The organism is Streptomyces sp. L2, assembly GCF_004124325.1.
Taxonomy (GTDB): Bacteria; Actinomycetota; Actinomycetes; order Streptomycetales; family Streptomycetaceae; genus Streptomyces.
Genome location: NZ_QBDT01000001.1, coordinates 7,178,036 through 7,204,156, shown reverse-complemented (window position 1 = coordinate 7,204,156; position 26,121 = coordinate 7,178,036). Strand labels below are relative to the sequence as shown.

At 73.6% G+C, this 26,121-nt stretch carries 21 protein-coding genes and 2 pseudogenes; 15 read left to right on the top strand and 8 right to left on the bottom strand.

Going from position 1 to position 26,121, the window contains the following annotated elements; all coding sequences use genetic code 11:
* Positions 1-164: 164 nt before the first annotated feature.
* Positions 165-1,595 carry a hypothetical protein gene (locus tag DBP14_RS32290; RefSeq protein WP_164992452.1) on the top strand — a complete coding sequence of 477 codons (1,431 nt, stop codon included), beginning with the start codon at positions 165-167 and terminating at the stop codon, positions 1,593-1,595.
* A gap of 90 nt (positions 1,596-1,685) precedes the next feature.
* Here DBP14_RS32290 and DBP14_RS32285 read toward each other — a convergent pair whose 3' ends face one another.
* A complete protein-coding gene (locus DBP14_RS32285; protein WP_129311178.1) occupies positions 1,686-3,515 on the bottom strand; it encodes an AMP-binding protein in 1,830 nt (609 codons plus the stop codon).
* Between the two features lie 252 nt (positions 3,516-3,767).
* Between DBP14_RS32285 and dhaK the strand changes: the two genes are divergently transcribed.
* From dhaK to DBP14_RS32270, 3 genes are read left to right on the top strand one after another with little or no spacing between them, the layout of a single operon-like run.
* Complete coding sequence (gene dhaK / locus DBP14_RS32280; protein ID WP_129311177.1) at positions 3,768-4,760, top strand: dihydroxyacetone kinase subunit DhaK; 993 nt, start codon at positions 3,768-3,770, stop codon at positions 4,758-4,760.
* Between the two features lie 46 nt (positions 4,761-4,806).
* Positions 4,807-5,415 carry a dihydroxyacetone kinase subunit DhaL gene (gene dhaL / locus DBP14_RS32275; RefSeq protein ID WP_129311176.1) on the top strand — a complete coding sequence of 203 codons (609 nt, stop codon included), beginning with the start codon at positions 4,807-4,809 and terminating at the stop codon, positions 5,413-5,415.
* 2 nt (positions 5,416-5,417) lie between these two features.
* Positions 5,418-5,828, top strand: coding sequence for a PTS fructose transporter subunit IIA (locus DBP14_RS32270; protein WP_129311175.1), 411 nt, complete (start codon positions 5,418-5,420; stop codon positions 5,826-5,828).
* A 64-nt stretch (positions 5,829-5,892) separates the two neighbouring features.
* Here the strand turns inward: DBP14_RS32270 and DBP14_RS32265 are convergent, their stop codons facing one another.
* Positions 5,893-6,594 carry a glycoside hydrolase family 75 protein gene (locus DBP14_RS32265; protein ID WP_129311174.1) on the bottom strand — a complete coding sequence of 234 codons (702 nt, stop codon included), beginning with the start codon at positions 6,592-6,594 and terminating at the stop codon, positions 5,893-5,895.
* 550 nt (positions 6,595-7,144) lie between these two features.
* Between DBP14_RS32265 and DBP14_RS32260 the strand changes: the two genes are divergently transcribed.
* Complete coding sequence (locus DBP14_RS32260) at positions 7,145-7,678, top strand: hypothetical protein (RefSeq protein WP_129311173.1); 534 nt, start codon at positions 7,145-7,147, stop codon at positions 7,676-7,678.
* Positions 7,679-8,047: 369 nt separating this feature from the next.
* Here DBP14_RS32260 and DBP14_RS32255 read toward each other — a convergent pair.
* The 4 genes and pseudogenes from DBP14_RS32255 to DBP14_RS32240 form a co-directional block, all read right to left on the bottom strand.
* Positions 8,048-8,587, bottom strand: a pseudogene (locus tag DBP14_RS32255) (PadR family transcriptional regulator); the annotation flags it as partial.
* A gap of 31 nt (positions 8,588-8,618) precedes the next feature.
* On the bottom strand, positions 8,619-10,634 hold the full coding sequence (locus DBP14_RS32250) for an NADPH-dependent 2,4-dienoyl-CoA reductase (RefSeq protein WP_129311171.1): 2,016 nt from the start codon (positions 10,632-10,634) through the stop codon (positions 8,619-8,621).
* Between the two features lie 191 nt (positions 10,635-10,825).
* The gene (locus tag DBP14_RS32245) at positions 10,826-11,200 is read right to left on the bottom strand and encodes a hypothetical protein (RefSeq protein ID WP_129311169.1); all 375 of its coding nucleotides are present in this window, start codon (positions 11,198-11,200) and stop codon (positions 10,826-10,828) included.
* Positions 11,201-11,327: 127 nt separating this feature from the next.
* Entirely contained in the window at positions 11,328-12,206 is an 879-nt protein-coding gene (locus DBP14_RS32240; RefSeq protein ID WP_129311167.1) for a hypothetical protein, read from the bottom strand.
* 287 nt (positions 12,207-12,493) lie between these two features.
* On the opposite strand from DBP14_RS32240, the gene DBP14_RS32235 reads away from it, so the two are divergent.
* Both DBP14_RS32235 and DBP14_RS32230 read left to right on the top strand, forming a co-directional pair.
* Positions 12,494-14,569 (top strand): SpoIIE family protein phosphatase, encoded by a 2,076-nt coding sequence (locus DBP14_RS32235; protein WP_206739390.1) that lies wholly within the window; start codon positions 12,494-12,496, stop codon positions 14,567-14,569.
* 125 nt (positions 14,570-14,694) lie between these two features.
* A complete protein-coding gene (locus DBP14_RS32230) occupies positions 14,695-15,507 on the top strand; it encodes a hypothetical protein (protein WP_129311165.1) in 813 nt (270 codons plus the stop codon).
* 251 nt (positions 15,508-15,758) lie between these two features.
* Here the strand turns inward: DBP14_RS32230 and DBP14_RS32225 are convergent, their stop codons facing one another.
* Complete coding sequence (locus tag DBP14_RS32225) at positions 15,759-16,580, bottom strand: putative protein N(5)-glutamine methyltransferase (RefSeq protein WP_129311163.1); 822 nt, start codon at positions 16,578-16,580, stop codon at positions 15,759-15,761.
* Positions 16,581-16,915: 335 nt separating this feature from the next.
* Here DBP14_RS32225 and DBP14_RS32220 point away from each other — a divergent pair, with 335 nt between their 5' ends.
* The 3 genes from DBP14_RS32220 to DBP14_RS32210 all read left to right on the top strand — a co-directional run bounded on the left by DBP14_RS32220 (position 16,916) and on the right by DBP14_RS32210 (position 20,849).
* A complete protein-coding gene (locus DBP14_RS32220; RefSeq protein WP_129311161.1) occupies positions 16,916-18,247 on the top strand; it encodes a hypothetical protein in 1,332 nt (443 codons plus the stop codon).
* A gap of 140 nt (positions 18,248-18,387) precedes the next feature.
* A complete protein-coding gene (locus tag DBP14_RS32215; RefSeq protein ID WP_129311159.1) occupies positions 18,388-19,608 on the top strand; it encodes an AAA family ATPase in 1,221 nt (406 codons plus the stop codon).
* A complete protein-coding gene (locus tag DBP14_RS32210; protein ID WP_129311157.1) occupies positions 19,605-20,849 on the top strand; it encodes a VWA-like domain-containing protein in 1,245 nt (414 codons plus the stop codon). The genes DBP14_RS32215 and DBP14_RS32210 overlap by 4 nt, the downstream gene beginning before the upstream one ends.
* Positions 20,850-20,855: 6 nt before the next feature.
* Here the strand turns inward: DBP14_RS32210 and DBP14_RS32205 are convergent, their stop codons facing one another.
* Positions 20,856-22,007 (bottom strand): hypothetical protein, encoded by a 1,152-nt coding sequence (locus DBP14_RS32205; RefSeq protein WP_129311155.1) that lies wholly within the window; start codon positions 22,005-22,007, stop codon positions 20,856-20,858.
* Positions 22,008-22,101: 94 nt separating this feature from the next.
* Here DBP14_RS32205 and DBP14_RS32200 point away from each other — a divergent pair, with 94 nt between their 5' ends.
* The 5 genes and pseudogenes from DBP14_RS32200 to DBP14_RS32180 all read left to right on the top strand — a co-directional run bounded on the left by DBP14_RS32200 (position 22,102) and on the right by DBP14_RS32180 (position 26,111).
* Positions 22,102-22,545, top strand: coding sequence for a MarR family winged helix-turn-helix transcriptional regulator (locus DBP14_RS32200; protein ID WP_129311154.1), 444 nt, complete (start codon positions 22,102-22,104; stop codon positions 22,543-22,545).
* A 69-nt stretch (positions 22,546-22,614) separates the two neighbouring features.
* Positions 22,615-23,217 (top strand): annotated as a pseudogene (locus DBP14_RS32195) (sulfite oxidase-like oxidoreductase); the annotation flags it as partial.
* Positions 23,218-23,404: 187 nt separating this feature from the next.
* Complete coding sequence (locus DBP14_RS32190; protein WP_241741091.1) at positions 23,405-24,187, top strand: ferredoxin reductase; 783 nt, start codon at positions 23,405-23,407, stop codon at positions 24,185-24,187.
* 205 nt (positions 24,188-24,392) lie between these two features.
* Positions 24,393-24,977 carry a hypothetical protein gene (locus DBP14_RS32185; protein ID WP_164992451.1) on the top strand — a complete coding sequence of 195 codons (585 nt, stop codon included), beginning with the start codon at positions 24,393-24,395 and terminating at the stop codon, positions 24,975-24,977.
* Between the two features lie 165 nt (positions 24,978-25,142).
* Positions 25,143-26,111 (top strand): acetylxylan esterase, encoded by a 969-nt coding sequence (locus DBP14_RS32180; protein WP_129311152.1) that lies wholly within the window; start codon positions 25,143-25,145, stop codon positions 26,109-26,111.
* Positions 26,112-26,121 lie beyond the last annotated feature (10 nt).

Sequence of the window (26,121 nt, the reverse complement as noted above, 5' to 3'; positions counted from 1 at the left end):
CCCGGCAGGGCCCACCCCCCGGAGGCCCTCGCGGGGCGCCGTCCCCGGCCGAGGACGAGTGCCGATGGTGCTCTTCCCCTCGCCCCGGCTCAAGCACGTCCGACATTCCCAAGGAGACAATGATGTCTGGCCCCAAGTCCCGTCATGTCAGCAGACGTTCTCTCTTGCGTGGCGCCGCCGTCGCCGGTGCGGGAGCGGCCTTCTATCCGCTGATCGGCTCCTCCCCCGCCGCCGCGGCCACGTCCGGCGACTACACGATCCGCTTCGACCAGTCCCGCCGGCAGACCATCAAGGGCCTCGGGTTCGAGATCCAGTCCGACTCCATCGGATCGGGCAACAACGGCCTGCCGGACGAGGTCAGCGGCGTCCCGTACGATCTGACGGACAGCGAGCGCACCCGCTTCTACAGCGAGATGCTCAAGGCGGGCCGCTCCGACCGGGGCTTCCGCTACTGCCGGCTCGCGATGGGCCTGTACTACCGGGGCCTGGACTCCACGCAGAAGCACATGCGAGGCCGCTACCCCGGCCAGACCGCCCTGATCGCCGACATGATCAAGCAGGCCGGCATCGAGGGCGTCTCGGCCGAGTACTGGTCCCCGGCGCCCGGTTGGAAGTCCGACAACTCCTACATCGGCGGCTCACTGAAGCAGTTCGACGCCACCTTCCTCGACCAGTTCGGCGACGCGCTCGTCGGCGACCTGGACTACCTCAGTGGCCTCGGCGTCCCGATCTCGATGTGGGGCCTGCAGAACGAGCCCCGCTTCTCCACCCCGTACTCCTCCTGCGTCTACACCGCCGACCAGTACCTCGCGACCTTCAAGGCCGTCGCACCCAAGATCCGGGCCAAGTACCCGAACGTGATGATCACGGCCGACAGCCTGGACGGCTGGGGCGGCGCCATCGGGCAGGCGATCACCGATGATCCGCAGGCGCTGTCCTACGTGGACGCCTGGACGTACCACCGCATCGGTTATGACAGCAACTACCAGATGGACCACGACTTCAACGTGGGCGCCTCCGGCAAGACGGTCTTCAACAACGAGTTCGAGTACCTCGACAACCAGACGTCGGACTGGCGGACCGTCAACACCGCACAGTCGATCATGAACTGGATGGTGTTCCAGGACGCGCCCACCTGGTTCTGGCTCCACGCGCTGAAGCCCACCACCAACGCCGAGTCGCCCGGCTACTCGCTGGGCTTCTGGCGGCCGCCGTCCGACACCGACTTCTCCCGCTTCCCGGACCTCCCGGCCGGCCACTGGACCTGGAACCCGCAGAACTGGAACTCGGTGGCCGGCTTCGTGAAGTACATGCCCTGGGACTCGGTGCGCTACCTGGTCGACGAGTCGACCCGGCTCGCCGACCAGCGCATCATGGCGTGGAAGACCCCCGCCGGCAAGCCGGTCTTCGCGATCACCAACCGCTCCGCGACGGACTCCTTCACCTACACCGTCGACACGCAGACCGCCGCCTCCTTCGAGGGACACCGCTACGGCCCGTCGACCAACAACCAGAGCCTCGGCTTCAAGACCGGTCCGACGCTCTCCCTCACCGTCCCGCCGCTCTCGGTCGAATTCTGGGTCCGCAACCCCTGACCCGGCCACCTACTCGTCCGGGAATCGGGCAAACGGCCGTCCACGCCGACGCGTGGGCGGCCGTTCCCGTCGGTGCGGCACGCTCGGCGGTCAGCGACCTCGGCGGGCGGCCACTTCGTACAGTTCGTCGACCACCGGCGCGTACGCCTGGGCGATGGCGCGCCGCCTCGGCGCCAGCGCCGGGGTGAGCAGACCACCGTGCACGGAGAACCGCTCGGCCAGGATGCGGAACACCTTGATGCGCTGCGCCTCGGGGACGTGCTTGTTCGCCGCGAGCACAGCCCGGCGGATCTCCGCCCGCACATCCCGCTCGTCGGTGATCCGGCCGTCGGCGACCCGCCGGCCGCGCAGGCGCAGCCAGTGCTCCACCGCGGCCTCGTCGAGTGTGATGAGGGCGGCGAGGTGCGGCCGCCTGTCACCCACGACCACGCAGTGCACGACCAGGGGATGTGCCCTGACCCGTTCCTCGACGGCGGTGGGCAGCACCGTGGTGCCGTCGGCCGTCACCAGCAGGTCGTCGTGCCGCCCGGTGATGCTCAGTCGTCCCTCGTCGTCCAGTGAGCCCAGGTCCCCGGTGGGCAGCCAGCCGTTCGACATCATCCGGTCCGCGTCCTCTTTGTCGCCGGCGTAACCGGCGAAGCACTGCGCACCACGCACCCAGATATAGCCGCGGTCGTCGACGTGCACCTCGGTCCCGGCCAACGGCCTGCCCGCCGTCGCGAACTTCGGCCGGCCGAAGTCGTTGGCGGAGACGAGTCCGGAGAACTCCGCGAGGCCGTACGTCTCGCTGAGGGTCAGGCCCGCTCCCGAGTAGCACAGCCCCAGACGACGCTGTGGTCCGACGCCGGTGATCAGGGCGTGGCGGAGGGACCCCCCGAGGACGTCACGCAGTCCGTCGTGGACGGAGCTCTGGAACACGCCATGCTGGAGACGTGCCCCGGGGCCGGGCCCCAGGCCCGAGCCGAGGGCTCTCCGCTCGGCGGCCTCGGCGTACTGGACCGCCACGTCGACGGCCATCCCGAAGGCACCGATCCGCCCCTCGGCCTCCGCCTCCTGGCGGACGGCGGCGAACGCCCGCTCGAACAGGTCACGCCCGGCCAGGGCGAAGGTCGGCCGGCAACGCCGCAACCCGGCCAGGGCGGCATCCGGATCGGCGTCGGGCTGGTGCCCCACCCGGATGCCGGCCCGGACGGCGGCGACCTGCATCACCCGGCTCGGCAACTGGGAGAGGTTGACGACCAGGAAGACGGCCGGCTGCGTGCTGTCGGTGAGGGCGGGACCGCAGCGGTCCAGCAGGGCATCGGCGGCCGTCATGAGACTGGCGTGCGTGATCGCACAGCCGCGGGCGGGACCGGAGGTGCCGGCCGTCTGCACGATCGTCGCGACCGACTCCGGTATCAGGGCCATGCGCCGCCGGCGGACCGTCTCGTCGGGCACGTCCGTGCCGGACGCGGCGATCTCGTCCAGGGCCCCGCGCTCGATCTCCCAGAGGCGGTTGAGACGGGGCAGACGTGCCAGCAGCGGGGCGACCGTCATGGCGTGTGTCTCGTTCTCCACCAGACAGGCCGTCACATCGGCGGCACGGAAGGCCGCGTAAGCCTGGGCGGTGCCGCACTCCGGATGCAGTGGCACGGACTGCGCGCCGATCGTCCACAGGGCATAGTCGAACAGCATCCACTCGGCGCGGTTTCGGGAGACGATCCCGACCCGGTCCCCGAACTCCACACCGCTGACGAGCAGTCCCTTGGCCAGCGCCAGCACGGCGCCGCCGAATACCCCAGCCGTGATGTCCCGTCCGCCTTCCCCGCCGCCGGTCACCACGACGCGGCCGGGATCGGTCCGGGCACGGTCGAACACGACGTCCGTGAGACTGCCCGCCGGCGAGGCCACGGGCAGGGCGGGAACTGAGAACTCGCGCATCGTAGGGGGCTCCTCGCGCCGCTTACGGGGGGGCGCCACGCAGGACGGTCACTGCTCGCTTCCCCCGATGAAACCGATACCGTATACGATATTACACCGATCGACGGAACACGGCTCCCGTAATCCCCGCCGCAGCGCACATGACCAGCGCTGCCGCAAGGCCGATACTGATGAGCAGGGCCTCGTCACCCTGGCCTGAACAGGAAGAAACCCGGTCAGAGAGTCACCTGCTGAGCTTCCGAGGAGATAGGCATGAAGATGCTGATCAACGTCCCCGAGACCGTGGTGGCCGACGCGTTGCGGGGTATGGCGGCCGCGCATCCGGATCTGACCGTGGACGTGGAGAACCGGGTGGTCGTACGGCGCGACGCGCCCGTGGCCGGGCAGGTGGGGCTCGTCTCCGGCGGCGGGTCGGGGCACGAGCCGCTGCACGGCGGGTTCGTGGGCCCCGGCATGCTGTCGGCGGCCTGCCCGGGCGAGGTCTTCACCTCGCCGGTGCCGGACCAGATGGCGCGGGCCGCGGCCGCCGTGGACAGCGGGGCCGGGGTGCTGTTCATCGTGAAGAACTACACCGGTGACGTGCTCAACTTCGACATGGCGGCCGAGCTCGCCGAGGACGAGGGCATCCAGATCGCGAAGGTCCTGGTCAACGATGACGTGGCCGTCACCGACAGCCTCTACACGGCCGGCCGGCGCGGGACCGGGGCCACGCTGTTCGTGGAGAAGATCGCGGGTGCCGCCGCAGCCGAGGGGCAGCCGCTGGAGCGGGTGGAGTCCCTCGCCCGGCAGGTGAACGAGAACGCGCGCAGCTTCGGTGTCGCGCTCAGCGCGTGCACCACGCCGGCCAAGGGCAGCCCCACCTTCGACCTGCCGCCGGGCGAGCTGGAGCTGGGCATCGGCATCCACGGCGAACCGGGCCGGGAGCGGCGGCCGATGATGACCTCCGGGGAGATCGCCGACTTCGCGGTGCACGCGATCCTGGAGGACATGCCACCGCGCAACCCGGTGCTCGTCCTCGTCAACGGCATGGGGGCGACGCCGCTGCTGGAGCTGTACGGCTTCAACGCCGAGGTGCAGCGGGTGCTGGGCGAGCGCGGGGTGGCCGTCGCCCGCACCCTCGTCGGCAACTACGTCACGTCCCTCGACATGGCGGGCGTCTCGGTCACGCTCTGCCAGGTCGACGAGGAGCTGCTGCGGCTGTGGGACGCTCCCGTGAAGACCCCGGGGCTGCGCTGGGGCATGTGATACGGCGGACGCGGCGACCGACTTCCCTACTCTGCGAGGAGATCCAGTGCTCGATGCCGACTTCTTCCGCCGTTGGATGACGGCGACCGCCGATGCCGTGGACCGCGAGGCGGAACGGCTCACCGCCCTCGACTCGGCCATCGGGGACGCCGACCACGGCAGCAATCTGCGGCGCGGGTTCACGGCCGTCCGGACCGCCCTGGAGAAGGAGGCGCCGGACACCCCGGGCGGGGTGCTGGTGCTCGCCGGGCGCCAGCTGATCTCGACGGTCGGCGGCGCCTCCGGGCCGCTCTACGGCACGCTGCTGCGCCGTACCGGCAAGGCGCTCGGGGACGCCGCCGAGGTCGGCGAGGAGCAGCTGGCGCAGGCGCTGCGGGCCGGCGTGGACGGCGTGATGGCGCTCGGTGGCGCGGCTCCCGGTGACAAGACCATGATCGACGCGCTGGTGCCGGCGGTGGACGCGCTCACGGACGGTTTCGCCGCCGCGCGGTCCGCCGCCGAGGAGGGCGCCAAGGCCACCACCCCGTTGCAGGCCCGCAAGGGCCGGGCGAGCTATCTCGGCGAGCGCAGCATCGGCCACCAGGACCCCGGGGCGACGTCGTCGGCGTTGCTGATCGCCGCCCTCGGGGAAGCGGCGCACGCCGCGGAGGGCTGACCGTGGGTGACGAGAAGCTGGTCGGAATCGTGCTGGTGTCGCACAGCGCGGAGGTGGCCGCCTCCGTCGCGGCGCTGGCGAAGGGTCTGGCGGGCGGGGCCCCGGCGGTGCCGGTGGCCCCGGCGGGCGGTACCGAGGGCGGCGGGCTCGGCACCAGCGCCGAACTGATCGCCGCGGCGGCCGCCTCCGTGGACCGCGGTGCCGGGGTGGCGCTCCTCACCGACCTCGGCAGCGCGGTCCTCACGGTCAAGGCGCTCCTCGCGGAGGGCGACGAACTCCCGGACGGCTCCCGCCTGGTGGACGCGCCGTTCCTCGAAGGCGCGGTGGCGGCCGTGGTCACGGCGGCGACGGGAGCGGACCTGGACGCGGTGGAGGCGGCGGCGGTGGAGGCGTACGGCTACCGCAAGGTGTAGGCCGGTGTCCCGGTGGGTTTGGCGCCCCGGTGTGCCCGGTGTCCCGGTGCGCCTGGTGCCTCGGTCAGTTGTCCCGTACGAATCTCCTCGCCAGCTTCTCCCCCATCGCCACCGCCGCCTCGTGGTCCTCGATGGGGTCGAGGCGCGAGCCCTTGAAGACGATGTACGTGACTCCGGAGGTCGCTCCGCCGTGGCGCGGGTCGGGGTGGATGCCGAGGCGGCGGGCGGTGGCGTACGACGCCTCACCGATGATGCCGCGGGGGCCGGTGTCGCCGACCACCGCGTACTGGACACGGCCCCGGTAGACGACCGCGGCCACCGAGCCGCCGTGGACGCCGTCCTTGTCGTGGTCCCAGATGCCGCTCGGCGCCGGGACCACGATGTACGGCAGGGACTCGGCGTCGAGGTGGCGGCCGTCGGACTGCGGATAGGCGGTGGCAGCGGAGAACAGCGGGTCCGTGCGGCGGTTGCAGTGGGCGGTGCGCCGGCCGTCGCAGTCGATGTCCAGGTCGGCCTTCCAGAAGTCCGCCTCCCGGGTGCCGCAGACGGGGACGGTCGCGCGGGCGCCCGCGTCCGTGCGGTACCGGCCGTGGGAGACCTGGTCGCAGTCGCGCACCCGGTCCAGCAGGTCCGCGGCCGGGACCTCGCCCTCGCTGTGGGCGGCGGAGTCCGCGGGTGGCCGCGCGACGGCGGCGGTGGCGGGAAGCGTCGTCGGGGCGAGCAGGGCGGCCGCGGCCGCGGCCAGCGTCAGCGACTGGACACGCACGATGGGGGACCTCTCCTGGGGGACGCGGAGAGGTACATCCGATCGAATGTTGGGCTGACCAGGGTGTACGAACCACCCTGAGTGGGCCGGATGGAGCAGCTTTCTGACACCCCGTGGGAAGACGGCGGGGGCCAGGGAGCCCGAACCGGTGCCGGCCCGGGCTTCCGGCCCACCCGTGTCGGCGCGGATCCGGCGACGACAGCGTTACCGCGCCACAGGTCTGAACTCCCCGTTCAACGGCGGGAGTTAGACCGTCCAGGGCTTCAGCATACGTAACCGCACCGGATGCCCACCAGCGTGCCTCTGCTGCCGGGTGCGGGCCGGTACCGGTCCGGCGGGCTCGTTCCGCTCGGCGGGGGACGGGAGCGGACGCGATCACGGGGTGCGAGGGCGGCGGCCGGCCGGGCCGGGGCGTGAACGTCACCTGATCGGGTGCGGTCCAGGTGCGGCACGGTCCGGCTGCGCGTTGGCTGCACTTGAGGCAGCACGGTCGTTTCCCGACTCCCGGCGGCGCATGGGACGTACCGCCACCGTGCCGCCGGAGGCCCCAATGCGAACTACCCGACTCCTCCTCAGCTCCGGGCTGACCCTGGCGGCCGCCGCCACGCTCCCGGCCGGACTCGCCGGGCCGGCCGCGGCGGCCTCCGGGATCTCCGTGAGCACCACCGGGTCCACGGTCTCGGTGGTCACCAGCGCCTGCACCCAGATCAACGGCAGCTGGGGCAACGCCTCGCTGCTGAGCAGCGGTCAGGCGAACTTCTCGCAGGGCCGGCAGGTGGCCCTCTCGGGCACCACGGTCAGCCAGTCCGCGGCCTGGTCGGGGGTGAGCCCGGGGACGTACACCGTCGTCGTGCTCTGCTCCAGCGGTTCCACGGCCGGATCCCAGTCCGTCATCGTGTCCGCCGCCGCGCGGCCCACGATCTCGGCGACGTCCAAGCCGTCACGCGGCGTGATGGGCGGCCTGGGCGGCGCCTCGCACGACTACGGCACCCTCACCCTCGGTATCGGTGCGGGCCTCGTGAGCGCGGGCGTCATCGCGACGGGCTGGTTCCTGCGCCGCCGCTCGAAGCCGTACCGACTCTGAACGAACGCCCCGGCCCCGTCCAGCCGGCCCAGCCACGAGCGGTGGCCCGGCCCCAGAGCGGTGGCCCGTCCGCCCGGGGCGGCGTACCCCGGGGGCGCCGTTCGCCTGCGGGGCACCGTTCGCCCGCGAGGCACCCCGCGGGCGGCACCGCCATCAGACCGCGGGCCCGCCGCCCGGACCGGCAGCCCCGTCCGGGGCGGCCCCAGACGCCGGCCCCGCGTCTGGCCCCCGGCCGGCGCCGGCTTCCCGGCGGGCGCCGCCTTCCGGACCAGCGCCTGACTCCCGGCCGGTGTCGGCTTCCTGGGCGGCGATGCGGTCCGGACCGGCGCCTGGCTCCCGGCCGGTGTCGGCCTCTTGGGCGGGTGTTTCCGGGGACGGGAGGTCGGCGAACTCCGCCAGGGCGTGGGTGAGCCAGGCGGTCCAGAAGGTCTCCAGGTCGATGCCCGCGCGCAGCACCAGGTGCCGCAGGCGGTCCTCGGGGGCGTCGCGGCCCGGCGGGAAGTCGCGGCGCTCGATCTCCTCGTACTCGGCCAACTGCCGCCGGTGCAGCTCCAGATGGCGGCTCAGGTCGGCCGCCAGGCCGCCCGTGCCGACCACGGCCGCGGCGCGCAGCCGCAGGAGCAGCACGTCGCGGAGCGGCTTGGGGTCCTGCGCGGTGGCCGTCCAGCGGGCCAGTTCGGCGCGGCCTGCGGGCAGGACCTCGTAGCTCTTCTTCTGCCCGCGGGCCGGCTGCTCGGCCGGCAGGGTGCGGATGTGGCCCTCGGCCTCCAGTCTGCCCAGCTCGCGATAGATCTGCTGGTGCGTCGCGGACCAGAAGTAGCCGATCGACCGGTCGAAGCGGCGGGTCAGCTCCAGCCCGGAGGACGGCTTCTCCAGCAGGGCGGTCAGGATCGCGTGCGGCAGGGACATAGGCACATCCTAGGGACGCGCGCGCCGGCCCCTACAGAGCCGCCGCCAGCTCGGTTCCCTGCTTGATGGCCCGCTTGGCGTCCAGTTCGGCCGCGACGTCCGCGCCGCCGATCAGGTGGACGCTGCGTCCGGCGGCGGCCAGCTCCTCGTACAGGTCGCGGCGCGGCTCCTGGCCGGTGCACAGGACCACCGTGTCGACGTCGAGGACCGTGCTCTCCTCACCGACGGTGATGTGCAGGCCGGCGTCGTCGATGCGGTCGTAGCGCACGCCCGGGACCATCGTCACGCCGCGGTGCTTCAGTTCGGTGCGGTGGATCCAGCCGGTGGTCTTGCCGAGGCCGGCGCCGACCTTGGTGGTCTTGCGCTGGAGGAGGTGGACCTGGCGGGGCGGGGTGGGCCGCTGCGGCTCGGCGAGACCGCCGGGGGCCGTGTAGTCCATGTCGACGCCCCAGTTCCGGAAGTACGTCCCCGGGTCCTCGCTCGCCTTGTCGCCGCCGTCGGTGAGGAACTCGGCGACGTCGAAACCGATGCCGCCGGCGCCGAGGATCGCGACGCGGTCGCCGACGGGTGCGCCGTCGCGCAGCACGTCGAGGTAGCCGAGGACGCGGGGGTGGTCGACGCCGGGGAGGTCCGGGGTCCGCGGGGTGACACCCGTGGCGACGACGACCTCGTCGAAGCCTGCCAGGTCCGCCGAACCGACCCAGGTGTCCAGGCGTACGTCGACGCCGTGGACGTCGAGCTGGTGGCGGAAGTAGCGCAGCGTCTCGTCGAACTCCTGCTTGCCGGGGACCTTGCGGGCCACATTGAGCTGGCCGCCGATCTCGCTCGCGCCGTCGAACAGGGTGACGTCGTGACCGCGTTCGGCGGCGCTGACCGCGCAGGCGAGTCCGGCGGGGCCGGCGCCGACGACGGCGACCCGCTTGCGGCGCCGGGTCGGGGAGAGCACCAGTTCGGTCTCGTGGCAGGCGCGGGGGTTGACCAGGCAGGAGGTGATCTGCCCGCTGAACGTGTGGTCGAGGCAGGCCTGGTTGCAGCCGATGCAGGTGTTGATGGCCTCCGGGGTGCCGGCGGCGGCCTTGGCGACGAAGTCGGGGTCGGCGAGCATCGGGCGGGCCATGGAGACCATGTCGGCGTGGCCGCCGGCGAGCAGTTCCTCGGCCACATCGGGGGTGTTGATGCGGTTGGTGGTGACCAGCGGTACGGACACCTCGCCCATCAGCTTCCTGGTGACCCAGGTGTAGGCGCCGCGGGGCACGGAGGTGGCGATGGTGGGGATGCGGGCCTCGTGCCAGCCGATGCCGGTGTTGATGATCGTCGCGCCGGCCGACTCGACGGCCTTGGCCAGGGTGACGACCTCCTGGAGGGAGGATCCGCCGGGGACCAGGTCCAGCATGGACAGCCGGTAGACGATGATGAAGTCCTCACCGACCGCCTCGCGCACCCGCCGGACGATCTCCACGGGGAAGCGCATCCGGTTCTCGTACGAGCCGCCCCAGCGGTCCTCGCGCCGGTTGGTCTGCCGGGCGATGAACTCGTTGATGAGGTAGCCCTCGGAGCCCATGATCTCCACGCCGTCGTAACCGGCCTGCTGGGCGAGCCGGGCGGTGCGGGCGTAGTCGTCGATGGTCCGCTCGACGTCGGCATCGGTGAGTTCGCGCGGCACGAAGGGGCTGATCGGGGCCTGCAGGGGGCTCGGCGCGACCAGGTCCTGGTGGTAGGCGTACCGGCCGAAGTGCAGGATCTGCATCGCGATCCGGCCGCCCTCGGCGTGCACGGCGTCGGTGACGACCCGGTGCCGCTCGGCCTCCTCCTCGGTGGTGAGCTTGGCACCGCCCTCGTACGGCCGGCCCTCGTCGTTGGGCGCGATGCCGCCGGTGACGATCAGTCCCACTCCCCCGCGGGCGCGGGCCGCGTAGAACGCCGCCATCCGCTCGAAGCCGCGCTCGGCCTCCTCCAGGCCCACGTGCATGGAGCCCATGAGCACGCGGTTGGGCAGCGTGGTGAAGCCCAGGTCGAGCGGGGACATCAGGTGCGGGTAACGACTCATCGGGCCCTCCGTGCACGGTGTGGTCGCCTCTTGTTGTAGAGGACGGACACCCGATTATGCAACTAGTTGCAGAAGGGAGGGCGCGTGACCCCGGACACGCGTGCGCCCAGGGCCCGCACGCGCCCCGGACACACGTGCGCCCCGGACGGCGGCGGGCCGTCCGGGGCGCGTGCGGGCCCCGAGGGGTGCCGTCAGCGGTTCTCCAGGCGCAGGTGCAGGTCCCGTTCCTGGTCACCGGAGGCGGCGCAGGTCTCGTGGACGGTGAACATCGAGTCCAGGGTGGTGCGGAACCGGTCCACGGCCCAGTACCCGCCCTGGACGTCCGCGAGGACCGACGCGTCGAGGTGGACCGGCGGGCAGGCCTCGCCGCGGGCGTCCGCGACGTCGTAGCTGCCGAGCCAGACCATGGGCCGGGTCTCGTGGAGCTGCTGGGGCACTTCCTCCGCCCCGCGGTCGGAGGCGAAACAGGTGCCGAGCGCCTCGAAGACGAGACGGGCGTCGTCCTTGGAGCATCCGCTGATCTCCACCGAGACGGTCTCCGGATGCGACCGCTCCGCGTTCTTCATGATCGCTCCTTTCGTGGCCGTGCTGCGGTGGAACGGGGTACCCCGCCCAGCCGCGTCCACCCTCAGCAAAGCACCGGCGGGCCGGGCCCACACCTCGGCCGGGCCCCCGCGGCCCCTGCTACGCGCCTCAGCCGCGCGAGAACTTGTACGTCATGCTGTCCGTGATCACACAGAACCCGGGCGACATGACGATCACCCGCAGGATGCCGGTACGGCGGTCGTAGTCGATGCCCTCCGCCTCGAAGCTGCCGGAGCAGCCGCTGCGCAGTGGCAGTTGGCGCAGGGCCGTGACGTGGCCGGTCACGTCCGAGCCGTTCGGAGCGGCCGACAGGTCGATCTGGAGCAGCGGCTTGGTCATGCCGAACAGCGAGCCGTCCGGGTCGTCGGAGGAGCACAGCAGGGTCGTCGGCCCGGAGAAGTCGCAGCCCTGCACGTCCCGGACGGCGTGGTCGAGGTGGACGGTGGCCGCCTGGGGCAGGTTCGCCGAGGGCGAGGTCGAGGCGTTGACGCCGGGTGTCGGGAAGACCAGCAAACGGTCCATCGTGCCCCACTCGCCGGACAGCATCCACTGGCCGTCGGGCGAGATCGCCACCCAGGAGTTGTTCAGCGCCTCCCCCGGGCTCAGCGTGTGGACGTACTCCGACCAGCTGCCGTCCGGAGCCTGCACCCGGTACATCTTCGCGCCGCCCGAGTCCTCCTGGTACGGCTCGACGTAGTAGCCGTTGTAGGTGGCGTCGGGGTCGCCGACGTGGTTCCAGCCGCGCAGGGACAGGCCGAGGGGGATGGTGCCGATGCCGGTGTAGCGGTTGGGGCTGCCCGCCGGCACCTCCACGGAGGTCAGGCCCTGGCTCTCGGTCAGCGGGCGCGCGCGGTCCGAGCCGGTCTCGGTCCACGTGTCCGCCGCCGAGGCGGAGGTCGGCACGGCGAGGGACAGGACGGCTGCGGTGGCGAGGACGAGGAGTCCGCTGAGGACTCCGTGGCTGCGTGGCCGGGCGGACGCGGGCATGGCCGACTCCTCGGAAAAGGGGGGTGGTGGCACTCGGTCGGCGGACAGTCTGGCCCGGCCATGTGGGCATGTACAGACCAAACAGATGGATGTCCTGGGGCATCCCCGGCGGCCGTCACACCCCGGGTGCCGCCAACTGGCGACTTCCGGGTACGCCCGGCCCCGTGTTGAGAGATGGTGGAGATTGACGGCGACGGCTGCGGAGAGTCGGGTGTGAGCGCGGTAGAACAAGGGGAGTCGGCACGGGGGACAGCGTGCCGTGCGGACGGGCGAAGGCGGTGCGTGGCATGAGTGCAGCCGGGGCTCCGGTGACGGAGGGCGGCGAGATGCGCGGGCCGGTGCGCCCGGGCGGGCTGCTCGACGTGCTCGGAGTGGCGTCGGTGGTCCTGGACGCCGACGGGCGGATCGTGCTGTGGAGCCCCCAGGCGGAGGAGCTGTTCGGGTACGCCGCCCGCGATGCGCTCGGCGAGTACGCGGCCCGGCTGATGGTGCACGAGCGGCACATCCAGCTGGTCGGCAAGCTCTTCGCCGACGTGCTGCGGACCGGCCAGAGCTGGGCGGGCGGCTTCCCGGTCCGGCACAAGGACGGCAGCACCCGGCTGGTGGAGTTCCGCAACATGCGGCTGCTGGACGACCAGGGCGACGTGTACGCGCTGGGGCTCGCCGCCGACCAGAACACGGTGCGCCGGCTGGAGCAGGACGTCGCGCTGTCCGAGCGCATGGTCAAGCAGTCACCGATCGGGCTCGCCGTGCTGGACACCGCCCTGCGGTTCGTCTCGGTCAACCCGGCGCTGGAGAAGATCAACGGCTTTCCCGCCGCGGAGCACGTGGGCCGCGGCATCCGCGAGGTGCTGCCGCTGCTGGACGCCGACGCGCTGGAGGGCTCCGCCCGGGGCGTCCTCGACACCGGCGTGCCGGTCATCGACGAGCCCCTCGTCGGCCGTACGCCCGCCGACCCGGACCAGGACCACACCTGGGCGATGTCGCTGTACCGGCTGGAGGACGCCATGGGCAACGTCCTCGGCGTCGCGGTCTCCGTCGTCGACATCACCGAGCAGCACCGGGCGTCCGTCGAGGCCGAGGCCGCGCGCCGCCGGCTCGCGGTGATCGCCGACGCCTCCGCCCGGATCGGTACGACGCTGGACCTGGACCGGACCGCCCGCGAGCTGGCCGAGGTCGCCGTGCCGGAGCTGGCCGACGTGGCCGCCGTCGATCTGCTGGACGCCGTGGTGGAGGGCCGGCGCAGCACCCTCGGGCCGTCGGAGTCGGCGGTGATCCGGGCGCTGGCGGTCCGCGCCGAGCACGAGTCGGACGCCGTGCAGGCCGCCGACCCGCCCGGCCAGATCGCCCGGTACGCGCCCGACCGGCTGGTCACCGAGTGCGTGCGCAGCGGCGAGGCGGTGCTGGTGCCCCGGGTGAAGGACGAGGACCTGCCGCGCATCGCCCGCTCCCCGGAGGCGGCCGTGCTGCTGGGCCGCGCCGGGCTGCACTCGTACCTGGCGGTGCCGCTGATCGCGCGCGGCGAGGTGCTGGGCGCCCTGGACCTCAAGCGGACGCGCAATCCGGCGCCGTTCGGCGAGGACGACGTCGTGCTGGCCCGGGAGCTGGCGGCCCGCGCGGCCGTGCAGATCGACAACGCGCGCTGGTACCAGAACGCCCGCAACACCGCGCTCACCCTGCAGCGCAGCCTGCTGCCCAGCCATCCGCCGGTGACGACCGGCCTGGAGGTGGCGTCCCGCTACCAGCCGGCCGGCGCGACCAGCGAGGTCGGCGGCGACTGGTTCGACGTCATCCCGCTGGACGGCGGCCGGACGGCGCTGGTGGTCGGCGACGTCATGGGCAGCGGCATCAACGCGGCCGCGACCATGGGCCGGCTGCGCACGGCGACCACCACCCTGGCCCCGCTCGGCCTGGACCCCGCGCTGCTGCTGGAACACCTGGACAAGACGACCTCGGCCCTGGACCACTCCATCGCGACCTGTGTGTACGCCGTGCACGATCCGCGGCTGCGCCAGTGCCGGATCGCCAACGCCGGCCATCTGCCGCCGGCCCGGCTCCGTCCCGGCCACCCGCCGGAGCTGCTCGACCTGCCCACCGGGGTGCCGCTGGGCGTCGGCGACGTCCCGTTCACCACGATCACCGTCGACTTCGAGCCGGGGGACGAGCTGGTGTTCTACACCGACGGGCTGGTCGAGACGCGCTGCCACTCCCTCGACGAACGCCTGGACTTCCTGCTCTCCCTGCTCGACGACCCGGCCCGTCCGCTGGAGGAGGCCTGCGACCGGCTGCTGCGCACGCTGCACCACCCGGACAACCACGACGACGTGGCGCTACTCATCGCCCGGGCGCAGGAGCTGCCGTAGCGGCGGCCGGTACTGGTACCGGCACCGATTCACAGGAACTGGTTATCGGGCCCTTAACCCCCTCCCGGGACAATCACAGGTAGGCATGTCTTCGCGAGGCCGCGCGCCAGGGCCGATGGGAGCGCATGGTGAGCCAGGAACCGGAGCAGGAAGGCCGCCCCGCGGGCGGCGGGCCGGGCGGGCCGATTCCGCCGATGCCCGGGTACGCCCCGCGGGTGGGCCCGGAGGGGAAGGAGCCGGCCGGCGGCGGGCACGGCGATGCACCGCGCGGGCCGGTGAGCGGCCGGTGGCGCCGGACGTCGGCGCGGGCCCGGGTGGTGACCGTGGCGTGCACGGTGGGGGCGCTGGCCCTCGGCGGCACCGTCGCCTTCGCCGCCGCGTCGGACCCGTCCGGTCCGGACGCCACACCGAGCGCCTCGTCCTCCGCCACGCCGTCGCCGCACCGGCACGGGCCCGGACTCGGGGCGCGTGGGGGCGGGGCGCACGGGGAGGCGACCGTCAAGGACCGCGACACCGGCAAGTGGATCGTCCGGATCTGGCAGCGGGGCACGGTCGAGAAGGTGTCCGGCGACCAGGTCACCGTCAAGAGCGCCGACGGCACGTCGTGGACGTGGACGGTGGGTTCCGGCGTCACGGTGCGGGGCGACGGCGGCGGCTCGGGCGACACGGGCGCGGGTGCCCTGAAGAAGGGCGACCAGGCCCTGCTGGTCGGCACCCGCGCCGACAGCGGCAAGAGGACGGCCACGGCCGCGTTCGCGGGCTCGTTCCAGCGCGGGGACGGCGGCTTCCGGCACCGCGACGGCGGCGACGGCGGCTTCCCCGGCCACGGCAAGCCGTGGAACCGGGACGGCCACCGTCCGAACGGCAGCGAGTCGCCGAGCCCGTCGTCGCCCAGCCCGCCGTCGCCTAACCAGTCCGGGAACGGGACGGCCACCTGAGCGGCAGACGCGTCCCGGACTCCGGGGCGGCCTAGGCGCGCACTGCGGGGCGGGCCTAGCCGCGCACCCCGGCCCGTGCCGAGACACGCCCCCCGGCCCGTGCCTAGACGCGCACCCCTGGGCCCCGCCTAGACGCGCGCACCCCGGCCCGTGCCTAGGCGCGCTCTCCTGGGCCCTGCCTAGACGCGGACTCCGGCCCGTGCCTAGACACGCACCCCGGGCCCTGCCTAGGCGCGGACCCCGGGCCGTGCCTAGGGGCGAACCCCGATCACGACGTGCGCGGCCCGTTCCTCCGACACCGCCGCCCGGGTCGTCAGCCCCGCCCGGCCGAACTCCCGTACGGCGGCCGGCGCCTGACGTTCGCTCGTCTCCGTCAGCAGGCAGCCGCCGGGTGCCAGCCAGGCGGGCGCCTCCGCGGCCACCCGGCGCAGCACGTCGAGTCCGTCCGCTCCGCCGTCCAGGGCGGCCGTCGGTTCGTGGTCGCGAGCCTCGGGCGGCAGCAGGGCCACCTCGGCGGTGGGGACGTACGGCACGTTGGCCATGAGGACACCGACCCGGCCCCGCAGGCCCGCGGGCAGGGCGTCGTACAGGTCGCCCAGATGGGCCCCGCCCCCGAAGGCGGCGAGGTTGCGGCGGGCGCAGCGGACGGCCGCCGGGTCGATGTCGGCGGCGTGCACCTCGACGCCGCCGGCTCGAACCGCCGCTGATGTGCGGCCGAGCGCGGCGGCGAGGGCCGCGCCGAGGGCGCCGGAGCCGCAGCACAGGTCCACGACGACGGTGACGTCCGGGGCCTGGGCGAGGGCCTGGTCCACGAGGAACTCGGTACGGCGGCGGGGCACGAACACGCCCGGCTCCACGGCGATCCGCAGTCCGTGGAACTCGGCCCAGCCGAGGACGTGTTCGAGCGGGAGTCCGGCGGTACGCCGCTCCACCATCGCGGCGACCTCCTCCGGAATGCGGGCGGTGGCGAGGATCAACTCCGCCTCGTCCTCGGCGAACACGCACCCGGCGGCGCGGAGCGCGGAGACGACGGCGGACGGGGAAAGCGGGACACGAGAAGGAAGGGAAGGCATGGAAGCCGAGAGCCTTTCGACAAAGACCTGAGGCCGAAGGGCGCTCGCGCGGTCACCGGTACCGGTGATCCGCGCTGTCACAAGGAGCGAGCACCCCAGCTGACACAGCGGTAATGGGTCTCACCTCCTCGGCAGCGGGCGGCCGCGACGGTCCGCGGCCGGACGGCCAGCCTACCCCAGGGCTCCGATCTCCGGTCGGCGACGCCGAGTTCGAGACGCCCGGCGCCGCGTGGAAAACACATGGCGCCCGTTTCCGCGTGTCGGCTACGCTCCCCCGCGATGACCACTCAATCTGTGACCGGATGGGGGGTACCGTCCGCGCAAGGTGAGCGCTGATGCTCACTCAGACCGCGTACGGGAACTCCCGGCTCTCCCTCTGGCTGCGCGTGCGCGAGTTCGCCGTGCCGCCCTCCATGATCGAGACGGCGACCGCCCGCCGCGGTGCCGGGGACTGGGCCGGAGCGTGTGCCGCCGCCGGGGTCGACGTCGACCTCGACCTGCGGTCCGTCGCCCGCACCCACGGCTCGGCCCTGGCGGCCCGGGTCCGTGCCGACCTCCGCCATCTCGCGCCCGACCTGCTGCGCTGGCACATGCCGAGGATCGCCCCGGACGGACTGCTCCGCCCGGCCCTGACCCTCAGCCTGGCCCGGTACGACGATCCCGGGCAGGCCGGCGCCGGCCCGCTGCACCTGGTGGTCCGTACCCCGCCCTCGTGGGCGGACGCCGGCCAGCGGATCGCCCTCTCCCTGTGGGACGGTTCCTCCGCCTGCTACGGCGCCGGCCGCCACCCCCACCCGCGTCCCCACCGGCGCCACCGCCTCGACCTGCACCGCCATCTGTGGGACGTCCGCAGGACGGCCGAGCTGCGTGAGCGGGCCGGCGCCGGCGACCCGGCACCACCGGTCCCGGTGCCTCCCGAATCCGGTTGCAACGTCGGCCGGTGGGCCGCCGAGGCGGCGATCCTGCTCCGCGCCGAGGGCCGGGCCGACGGCGCGCTCACCGTGCGGTGCGGGTCCCGGAACCGGCTGGTCCTGGAACTGACGCGCGACGAGGACGGCGTACGACCGCCCGCCCTGCGGCTGCTCACGGCGGCCCCCGGGCGCGGCGGATCGGCGGCCCTGCCGGTGCTGCCGGACGCGGCGACCTGGACCCCGCCCGACCTGGAGCTGCTCCGCGCGGGCCTCCTCGAACCGTCCCGGCTGCACCCACTGGTCGCCTCGGCGCTGGCCCCGGAGGCCGAGCCGCCGGACCGCCCCGCTCCCACGGGCGATCCCCGCGTGGTGGAGTGCCGGGGTGCCCGGCACCGGCTCGGGCTGGTCGACGGGGCGCTGGCCCCGCTGGACCACGATCCGGCCGAGATCCGCCGCGAGGAAATCCTGATGGCCTTCGGCGGGCCGCCGCTGCCCTGCCTGCGGGTCGTCGACGAGGCCCACCGGCGCCCGGACTGCCTCACCGGAGTCCGCGAACGCCTGGAGCACGGCGACATCACGGGTGCGCTCGCCGTGGTCGAGGCCCTCCTGGGCCCCGCCGCGATCCTGCGCGACGGCCCCCTGCGCGACGCCCTGTCCCGCACGGCAGCCCGCCGCACCACCCATGCCCTCTACCGCGCCGGCCTCACCGGCCCAGGCCGAGCCCCCTCCCGCGACGCCCCCCGCCACACCTCATAAAACCCCCGCACAGCACCCCACCAAGGGGCGCGGGGAACTGCGCGACAGCCACCACGCACCCGCACCCGACCACCCACCGCACCAAACCACCCACCGCCACCCCCTGCTCAAACCGACTCCCACACACCAAGGTGACCACCATGCCCACACCCCCCTCCCAACTCGACATCGCCACCAACCTCCTCACCCTCCTCGACGCCACCACCACCGAACCCCGCCCCGACACCCAACTGGAAGCGCTGACCCTCGCGGTCGCGGCAGACCTGCCCGTGCTGCTGTGGGGTGAGCCGGGCATCGGCAAAACCGCCGCCCTGACCCAGCTCGCCGCGGCCCTGAACCTCCCGCTGACCACGGTGATCGCCAGCGTGCACGAGCCCTCCGACTTCTCGGGGCTGCCCGTCGTAGGAGACGACCCCGCGGCCCAGGGCGTCCCGATGGCCCCGCCGGACTGGGCGGTGCGGCTGGTTCGGGCCGGACGGGGCCTGCTGTTCCTGGACGAGCTGTCGACCGCACCTCCGGCCGTACAGGCGGCCCTCCTGCGGCTCGTACTGGAGCGCCGGATCGGCTCGCTCAAGCTGCCGCCTGACGTACGGATCGTGGCCGCCGCCAACCCCCGCTCCTCCGCGGCCGACGGCTGGGAGCTGAGCCCACCGCTCGCCAACCGGTTCGTGCACCTGCAGTGGACGCACGACCACGACGTCGTCGTACGCGGTCTCGGCGGCACCTGGCCGCGGGCGACCCTGCCCGCACTGGACCCGGCCCGGCTCACGGACGCGGTGGACCGGGCCCGGCGCGCGGTGTGCGGGTTCCTGACGGCGCGGCCGCCGCTCGTGCACCGGCTGCCCACCGGTGAGACCCGCCGGGGCGGCGCCTGGCCCTCGCCGCGCAGCTGGGAGATGACGCTGCGGCTGATCGCGTTCGCGACCGCGGCCGGTTCCTCGCGGGACGTGCTGTCGTTGCTGGTCCGTGGCACCGTTGGCGACGGCCCCGGCCTCGAACTGCTGGCGAGCCTGGACCGGCTGGACCTGCCCGACCCGGAACTGCTGCTGGCCGACCCGGCGAACGCCGTGCTGCCCGAGCGCGGCGACCTGCGCCAGGCCGCCCTGGACGCGGTGGTCGACGCGGTCCGGGGACGACCGGAACGGGCCCGCTGGGACGCGGCGTGGGCGCTGCTGGTGCGCGCGCTGGAGACCGGCGCACCGGACGTGCTGGTGGTCCCGGCGACCACGCTCGCCAGTCTGCGCCAGGCGGACTGGGACGTGCCGGCGTCGATCGACCGGCTGGCCGGGGCGGTCTCGGTGACCCGGCAGGCGGACCGCGGGGCGGCGCGGGCCGCGGTCGCCACGAAGACCCGCCGATGACCGCGACCGTGCCGGCCGAAATGGGACTGGACACCGGCAAGCTCTTCGCCGCCCGGCTGCAGGCGGTGCGGGCCCGGCCGTACCTGGCGACCGCCCTGTTCGCACTGCACGTGGTGGAGTCCCGGCAGGTGCCGACGATGGGCGTGGACTGGCACTGGCGGGTGTACGTCTCCCCCGCGTTCGTGGCCCGCACGCCGGTCGAGGAGCTGGCCGGGGTGTGGGTGCACGAGGTGTCGCACCTGCTGCGGGACCATCACGCGCGCGGTGACCGGGTCGCCCGCGAACGGGGGCTGACGGGCCGCGGGGAGCGGTTGCGGATGAACATCGCCGCGGACTGCGAGATCAACGACGACGTGTACGGCGAGGGGCTCGTCAGGCCCGAGGGCGCGGTCACCCCGCAGTGGCTCGGCCTGCGGGACGGCGAGCTGATGGAGGACTACCTGCGGCAGTTCCGGCTGGGCCCGCGGCTGGGGGACCTGGCCTGGCTGGACTGCGGGAGCGGCGCCGACGGGCTGGCGCGGCCGTGGGACCTCGGCCCGGACGGCGCGCACGGCCTGAGCGAGCAGGAGCGGGACGGGGTGCGGTTCCGGGTGGCCCAGGCGATCACCGGCCGTCCGGGCAGCACGTCGGCGGGCTGGCGGCGCTGGGCGGAGGAGGTGTTCCATCCCCCGCAGCCGTGGCGCGAGTTGCTGGGGGCGGCGGTGCGTTCGGCGACGTCCGGCGCCGGGGCCGGTGAGGACTACAGCTACGGCCGCCCGTCGCGCCGTTCGGCGGGGCTGCCGGGTGTCGTGCTGCCGAGTCTGCGGCGCCGGCCGCCCCGGGTGTCCGTGGTGATCGACACCTCGGGGTCGGTGAGCGACGCGGAGCTGGGCGGCGCTCTCCTTGAGGTGGCCGCGATCGCACGGTCGGTGGGCGGGCGCCGGGACCTGGTGACGGTGCTGCCGTGCGACGCGGCGGCCCAGGGCGTGCAGCCGCTGTGCCGGGCGGAGGGGCTGCTGCTGACCGGCGGGGGCGGGACGGACCTGCGGACGGGATTCGCGCGGGCCCTGCGGACGCGGCCGGGACCGGACGTGGTGGTGGTCCTGACGGACGGCCAGACTCCGTGGCCGGACACCCGTCCGCCGTGCCGGACGGTGGTCGGCCTCTTCCCCCGTCCGGGCACCCGGACCTGGCGGGAGCACGACCCCGAGTACCGGCCGGACGCGCCGCCGGAGTGGGCCCGGGTGGTGACCATCGGGTAGCCCCTTTCAGACTCCGACGGTCTCCTCGGCCTCTTCCTCGGCCTCGGCCTCTTCCTCCGCCACGGCGTCGGCCACGGCCACTGCCTCGGCCTTCGGTTCGGCCGCCCGCTCAGCGGTCCGCTCCACGCCGGGTGCCGACGGCCGGGACGGAGCGGCTACGGCGGTACGCGGCTCCGCGACGGCCGCATGCCGGGGCATGTGCTTCCCGGCCCGCTCGTACAGGGCGGCGACGGCCGTGACCGCGAGGCCGGCCAGGAGCCAGACCGTCAGCGTCAGCACGTTGTGCGCGACGCCGTCGCCGTCGAAGTACAGCAGGCCGCGGATGCCCTCGACGAAGCCCGCGCCGTTCCAGAAGGCGTGCAGGGCGCCGAAGAAGCCGTTCTGCAGTTCGGGCCGGAACAACCCGCCGGAACTGGTGAAGTTCAGCATCACGAAGAGGACCATCATGGCCAGCGTGGTCCACCGCTTGAGGAAGGTGTGCAGGCCGACGCCGATGAACAGGATGCCGGCCGAGTACAGCCACGCCATCCCCCACAGGCCCGCGAGTCCGTGGTGCGCGAGGTGGAACACCGGCCCGGCCAGCAGCACGCCGATGCCGCTGACCACCGCGGAGACGCCGAGCGCGAGCAGCGCCCGTATCCGCATGGCGAGCGCCCCGCCCGCGGCGCCGAGCGCGGCGACGGAGGCGTAGGAGCCGATGCTGAGCGCGATCAGCAGGAAGAACAGGCCCTGGCCGGTGGGGTCGTCGGACACCGGCCTGGTCACGTCGGTGACCTTCAGCGGGACGCCCTCCTGGTCGGCGACCGGGGTGAAGACCCGCTCCACGGCCGTGGCTCCCATGTCGGAGGCGGCGCTGGCCACCATCAGCTCGGGGGCCTCGGCGCTCGGCACGTAGGCGCCGGTCACCTGCCGGTCCCTGAGCAGGTGGACGGCGTCGGAGCGGGTGGGGACCGTGCGGACGTCGAGCCGGTCCCCGGCGGTGTCCTTGACGGTCTGGGCGAGCACCTTGGCCTCCGGGCCGGCGCCGACGACGGCGACGGGCAGGTGGTGCGGCTCCGGGGTCACGAAGGCCCCCATGTACGCGAGCCCCATGCCGAGGCACATCAGCAGCGGGGTGATCAGGTGTGTGAGCACGTGACGCAGGGCCGGTGACCTCATCGCGGGCACCCTCCAAAGATCGACGAAAGGTTGGCTTATACAACTCTCATTTCAAGTTGTAGTATACAACTACAACGGCGGAGGAGGTATTCCCATGACAGCAGCGCAGCGGGCCGTGGAGACCATCCAGCGCGAGATGACCATCTTCGCCCGCCGGGCCCGCGCCTCGGCCGGACGCATGCACCCCGAGCTGTCGCTGGTGTCGTACACGCTGCTCGGCCACCTGGAGGAGAGCGGCGGCTGCCGGGCGACCGACCTCGCGGCACATTACGCCCTGGACAAGTCCACGGTGAGCCGGCAGGTGGCCGCGCTGGAGCGGGCCCGGCTGATCGAGCGGCGCCTCGATCCGGAGGACCACCGCGTGCAGGTGCTGCACCTGACGGGGGCCGGCGAGGAGATCCTCGCCCAGGTCACGCGCAGCCGCCGGGCCGCCTTCCGGGAGCGTCTCGCGGACTGGCCGGAGGAGGACCTGACCCGGTTCGCCGCCTACCTGGAGCGCTACAACGCGAGCGCCCCGGATCCCGGGCCGGTGGACTGAGTCCCGGCACCGGCGACGACGGCACTGACCTGGGGCGGAGTGCAGCTGACGACAACGTACGGTTGAACCATGAACATCACCCGAGGCTTCACGGGCCGCCCGCGCGTCCGGCCCGCCGGTCTGCCGCCCGGGCAGTACGACGCGAGGGACGACTGGCCCGTCCTGTCCGCCGAGGTCACCCCGGACCTCACCGCCGCCGACTGGTCCTTCCGCGTCGACGGCCTGGTGGAGCGGCCGCACACGTGGGACGCCGCAGGCGCCCGGGCGTTGCCGGCCTCGGTGTATGAGGGTGACATCCACTGCGTGACCGGCTGGTCGAAGTTCGGGGTGCGCTTCGGCGGTGTCTCGCTGGACGCCTTCTTCGAGGTCGTCCGGCCCCTGGCGAGCGCCACCCACGCGATCGCCTACTCCCACACCGGCTACACCACCGACCTGCCGCTCACGGACCTGACCGGCGGCCGGGCCTGGATCGCCTGGGAGTACGACGGCCGGCCGCTTCCCGCCGAGCACGGCGGCCCCGCACGTCTGCTGGTGCCCCACCTCTACTTCTGGAAGAGCGCCAAGTGGATCGCGGGGATCACCCTCCTCGACCACGACGAGCCGGGCTTCTGGGAGGGCAACGGCTACCACGCGCGCGGCAACCCCTGGGAGGAACAGCGGTACGCGGGCGACGGAGCGGCCGGGGCGGACGGGGACCCGGACAACCGACCGGCGGACGCCCCGGCGGACGGGGACCCGGACGACCAGTCGGTGGGCTCCCCGGCGGGCGGCAATCCGGACGGCCTGCCCGCGGACACCCTGGCAGGCGGGGACCCGGACGACCATCCCGCAGGTTCCCCGGCGGGCGGGGCGGTGGCGCGTGGCTGACCGGACGGCGGTGCCGGCCTTCACTTCGCCCTTCGCTCCCCCGACGCGGTTCGCGGTGCCCGGCCGCATCGCGGTGAGCGGCGAGGCCGCGACCGCGTGGCAGACCGCGACGCTCACCGGCATACGGCGGGAGACGCCGCGCGCGGCCACCTTCCGTCTCGCCGTGCCGCGATGGGCGGGGCACCTGCCCGGACAGCACCTGATGGTGCGGCTGACCGCCGCCGACGGCTACACGGCCCAGCGCCACTACTCGATCGCGTCCGCGCCGGACGACTCCGGGCACATCGAGCTGACCCTGGACCACGTGCCGGGCGGGGAGGTGTCGGGCTGGTTCCACACGGTGGCCAGGCCCGGTGACAACGTCGAGGTGCGCGGGCCGCTGAGCGGCTTCTTCGCCTGGCCCGGCGACCGGCCCGCGCTGCTGCTCGGCGCCGGATCCGGCGTCGTGCCGCTGATGTCGATGGTGCGGCACCACCGGGCGCGCGGCCTCGCCGTGCCGCTGCGCATGCTGGTGTCGGCGCGCAGCCCCGAGGAGCTGATCTACGCGCGGGAACTCGGCGCGGAGACCACGCCCGTGTTCACCCGCAGCGCCCCGGCCGGGGTGCCCGTGGGACGGATCACCGCCGCCCATGTGGTGTCACTTCTGGGCGAGGAGTCGGATGATGGGTGGGAGGCGTACGTGTGCGGCTCCAACGGGTTCGCCGAGCACGCCTCGCGACTGCTCGTCGCGGCGGGCCGGCCCGTGGACCGGATCCGCGTCGAACGCTTCGGCTGAGCGCGCCGGTCGCGCGCGCCCGCCGCACCCGCAGCCGTGGGGCGCGTGTCGTCGCCCGTGCTCCAGGTGGGCCGGAAGTAGCGGTTCCCAGGATGAGCGAGGGACTCCGTACGGGGTACGAGACCTGTGTAGACGCTCGGGTGCGGGGACGGCGGACCGATGACCCGGTTCGCGGCCCTCCCGCTCCGGCGGCGAGGAGGTGGACATGCGTACCCGGGTGCTTGGCTGGCGCTGGCGGCGCAATCCGCTGCGGCGCCGGTCGGACGTGGTGGAGGCATGGACGACGCTGCTGGTCGCCGTCCTGCTCGTCGTCGTGGCACCGCTGGTGGGGGTCGCGGTGGGCCTGCACGCCCACAGCGAGGCCCAGGCGGTGGCGGTGGCGCAGCGGTCCGAACGGCACAAGGTGCACGCCGTGGTGGTCGGCGGCACGCCCGAACGCCTGCCCGCGGTGCAGGGCGACCGCGATCACGGCTACCGGGCGAAGGTGAGCTGGACGGAGCCCGGGAAGGGCAAACACACGACCACGGCGCGGGTACCGGCGGGGACCCGGGTCGGTGACGCGGTGGACGTGTGGTTCGACAGCAAGGGCCGCAGTGTCGCCCCGCCGCCCGACGACGTCGCGGTGTGGCAGCACACGGTCACCATCGGCCTGTGCGCGGGCGGCGGCGCCGCGGGCGTCGTGCTCCTGGGCTACGCCGTCGAACGCCGGATCGCGCTGCGCCACCGGCTGACCGAATGGGAACGGGAGTGGGCGAACACCGGCCCCCGGTGGAACCAGCCCCGCGCCTGAGGTACCGGCCCGCGAGCCCAGCGCCCTCCACTGTCCTGACCAGGGCGGGCAGGCCCGGGCAGGAGGCCGGAATCCGCGCCGGACGCCCCTCCGTGGGCCTGGTTCGTGAGCCGGCCACGCCCGTACGGTGAGGTCCCGCAGTCACCCTTCGCGAAGGCGGTGCCGATGGCCCTGTTCGACCTTCCCCTCGACGAACTCCGCAAGTACCGCAGCGAGTCCACCGTACCCGGGGATTTCGACGCGTTCTGGGACAAGACGCTGCGGGAGACCCGCGCGCACGACCTCGACGCGCGCTTCGAGCCGGTGGACACGGGCCTGTCCACGGTACGGGTCCACGACGTGACCTTCGCCGGGTTCGGCGGCCACCCCGTCAAGGGCTGGCTGCGGCTGCCGGCCGGGGCGGCGGAGCCGCTGCCGCTGGTGGTGGAGTTCATCGGCTACGGCGGCGGGCGCGGCCTGCCGCACGAGAACTTGCTGTGGGCGTCGACGGGCCGGGCGCACTTCGTGATGGACACCCGCGGCCAGGGCAGCGTCTGGGGAGCCGGCGCCGGCACACCCGACCCGGTGGGCTCCGCGCCCGGCTACCCCGGGTTCATGACCCGGGGCATCGACGCACCGGAGAACCACTACTACCGCCGGGTGTTCACGGACGCCGTCCGCGCGATCGAGGCGGCCCGCGCGCACCCACTGACCGACGCCTCCCGGACCGTGGCGATCGGCTCCAGCCAAGGTGGCGGGATCACCCTCGCCGTCGGGGGCCTGGTCCCCGACCTCGCCGCCGTCGCCCCGGACGTGCCGTTCCTCTGCGACTTCCCGCGCGCGACGACGCTGACGGACCGGCCCCCGTACCGGGAGATCGGCCTGTTCCTCAAGACGCACCACGGCCGCACGGCCGACGTGCTGCGTACGCTCTCCTACTTCGACGGCGTGCACTTCGCCGCCCGCGGGCGCGCCCCGGCCCTGTTCTCGGCGGGCGGGGAGGACCAGACCTGTCCGCCGTCGACGGTGTTCGCCGCGTACAACGCCTGGGCGCACGAGGACAAGACGATCGAGCTGTACGACTTCAACGACCATGAAGGCGGCGGCCCGTTCCACGAGGCGGTGAAGCTGCGCTGGCTGCGGTCGTACGCCTGAGGAAGCGGGG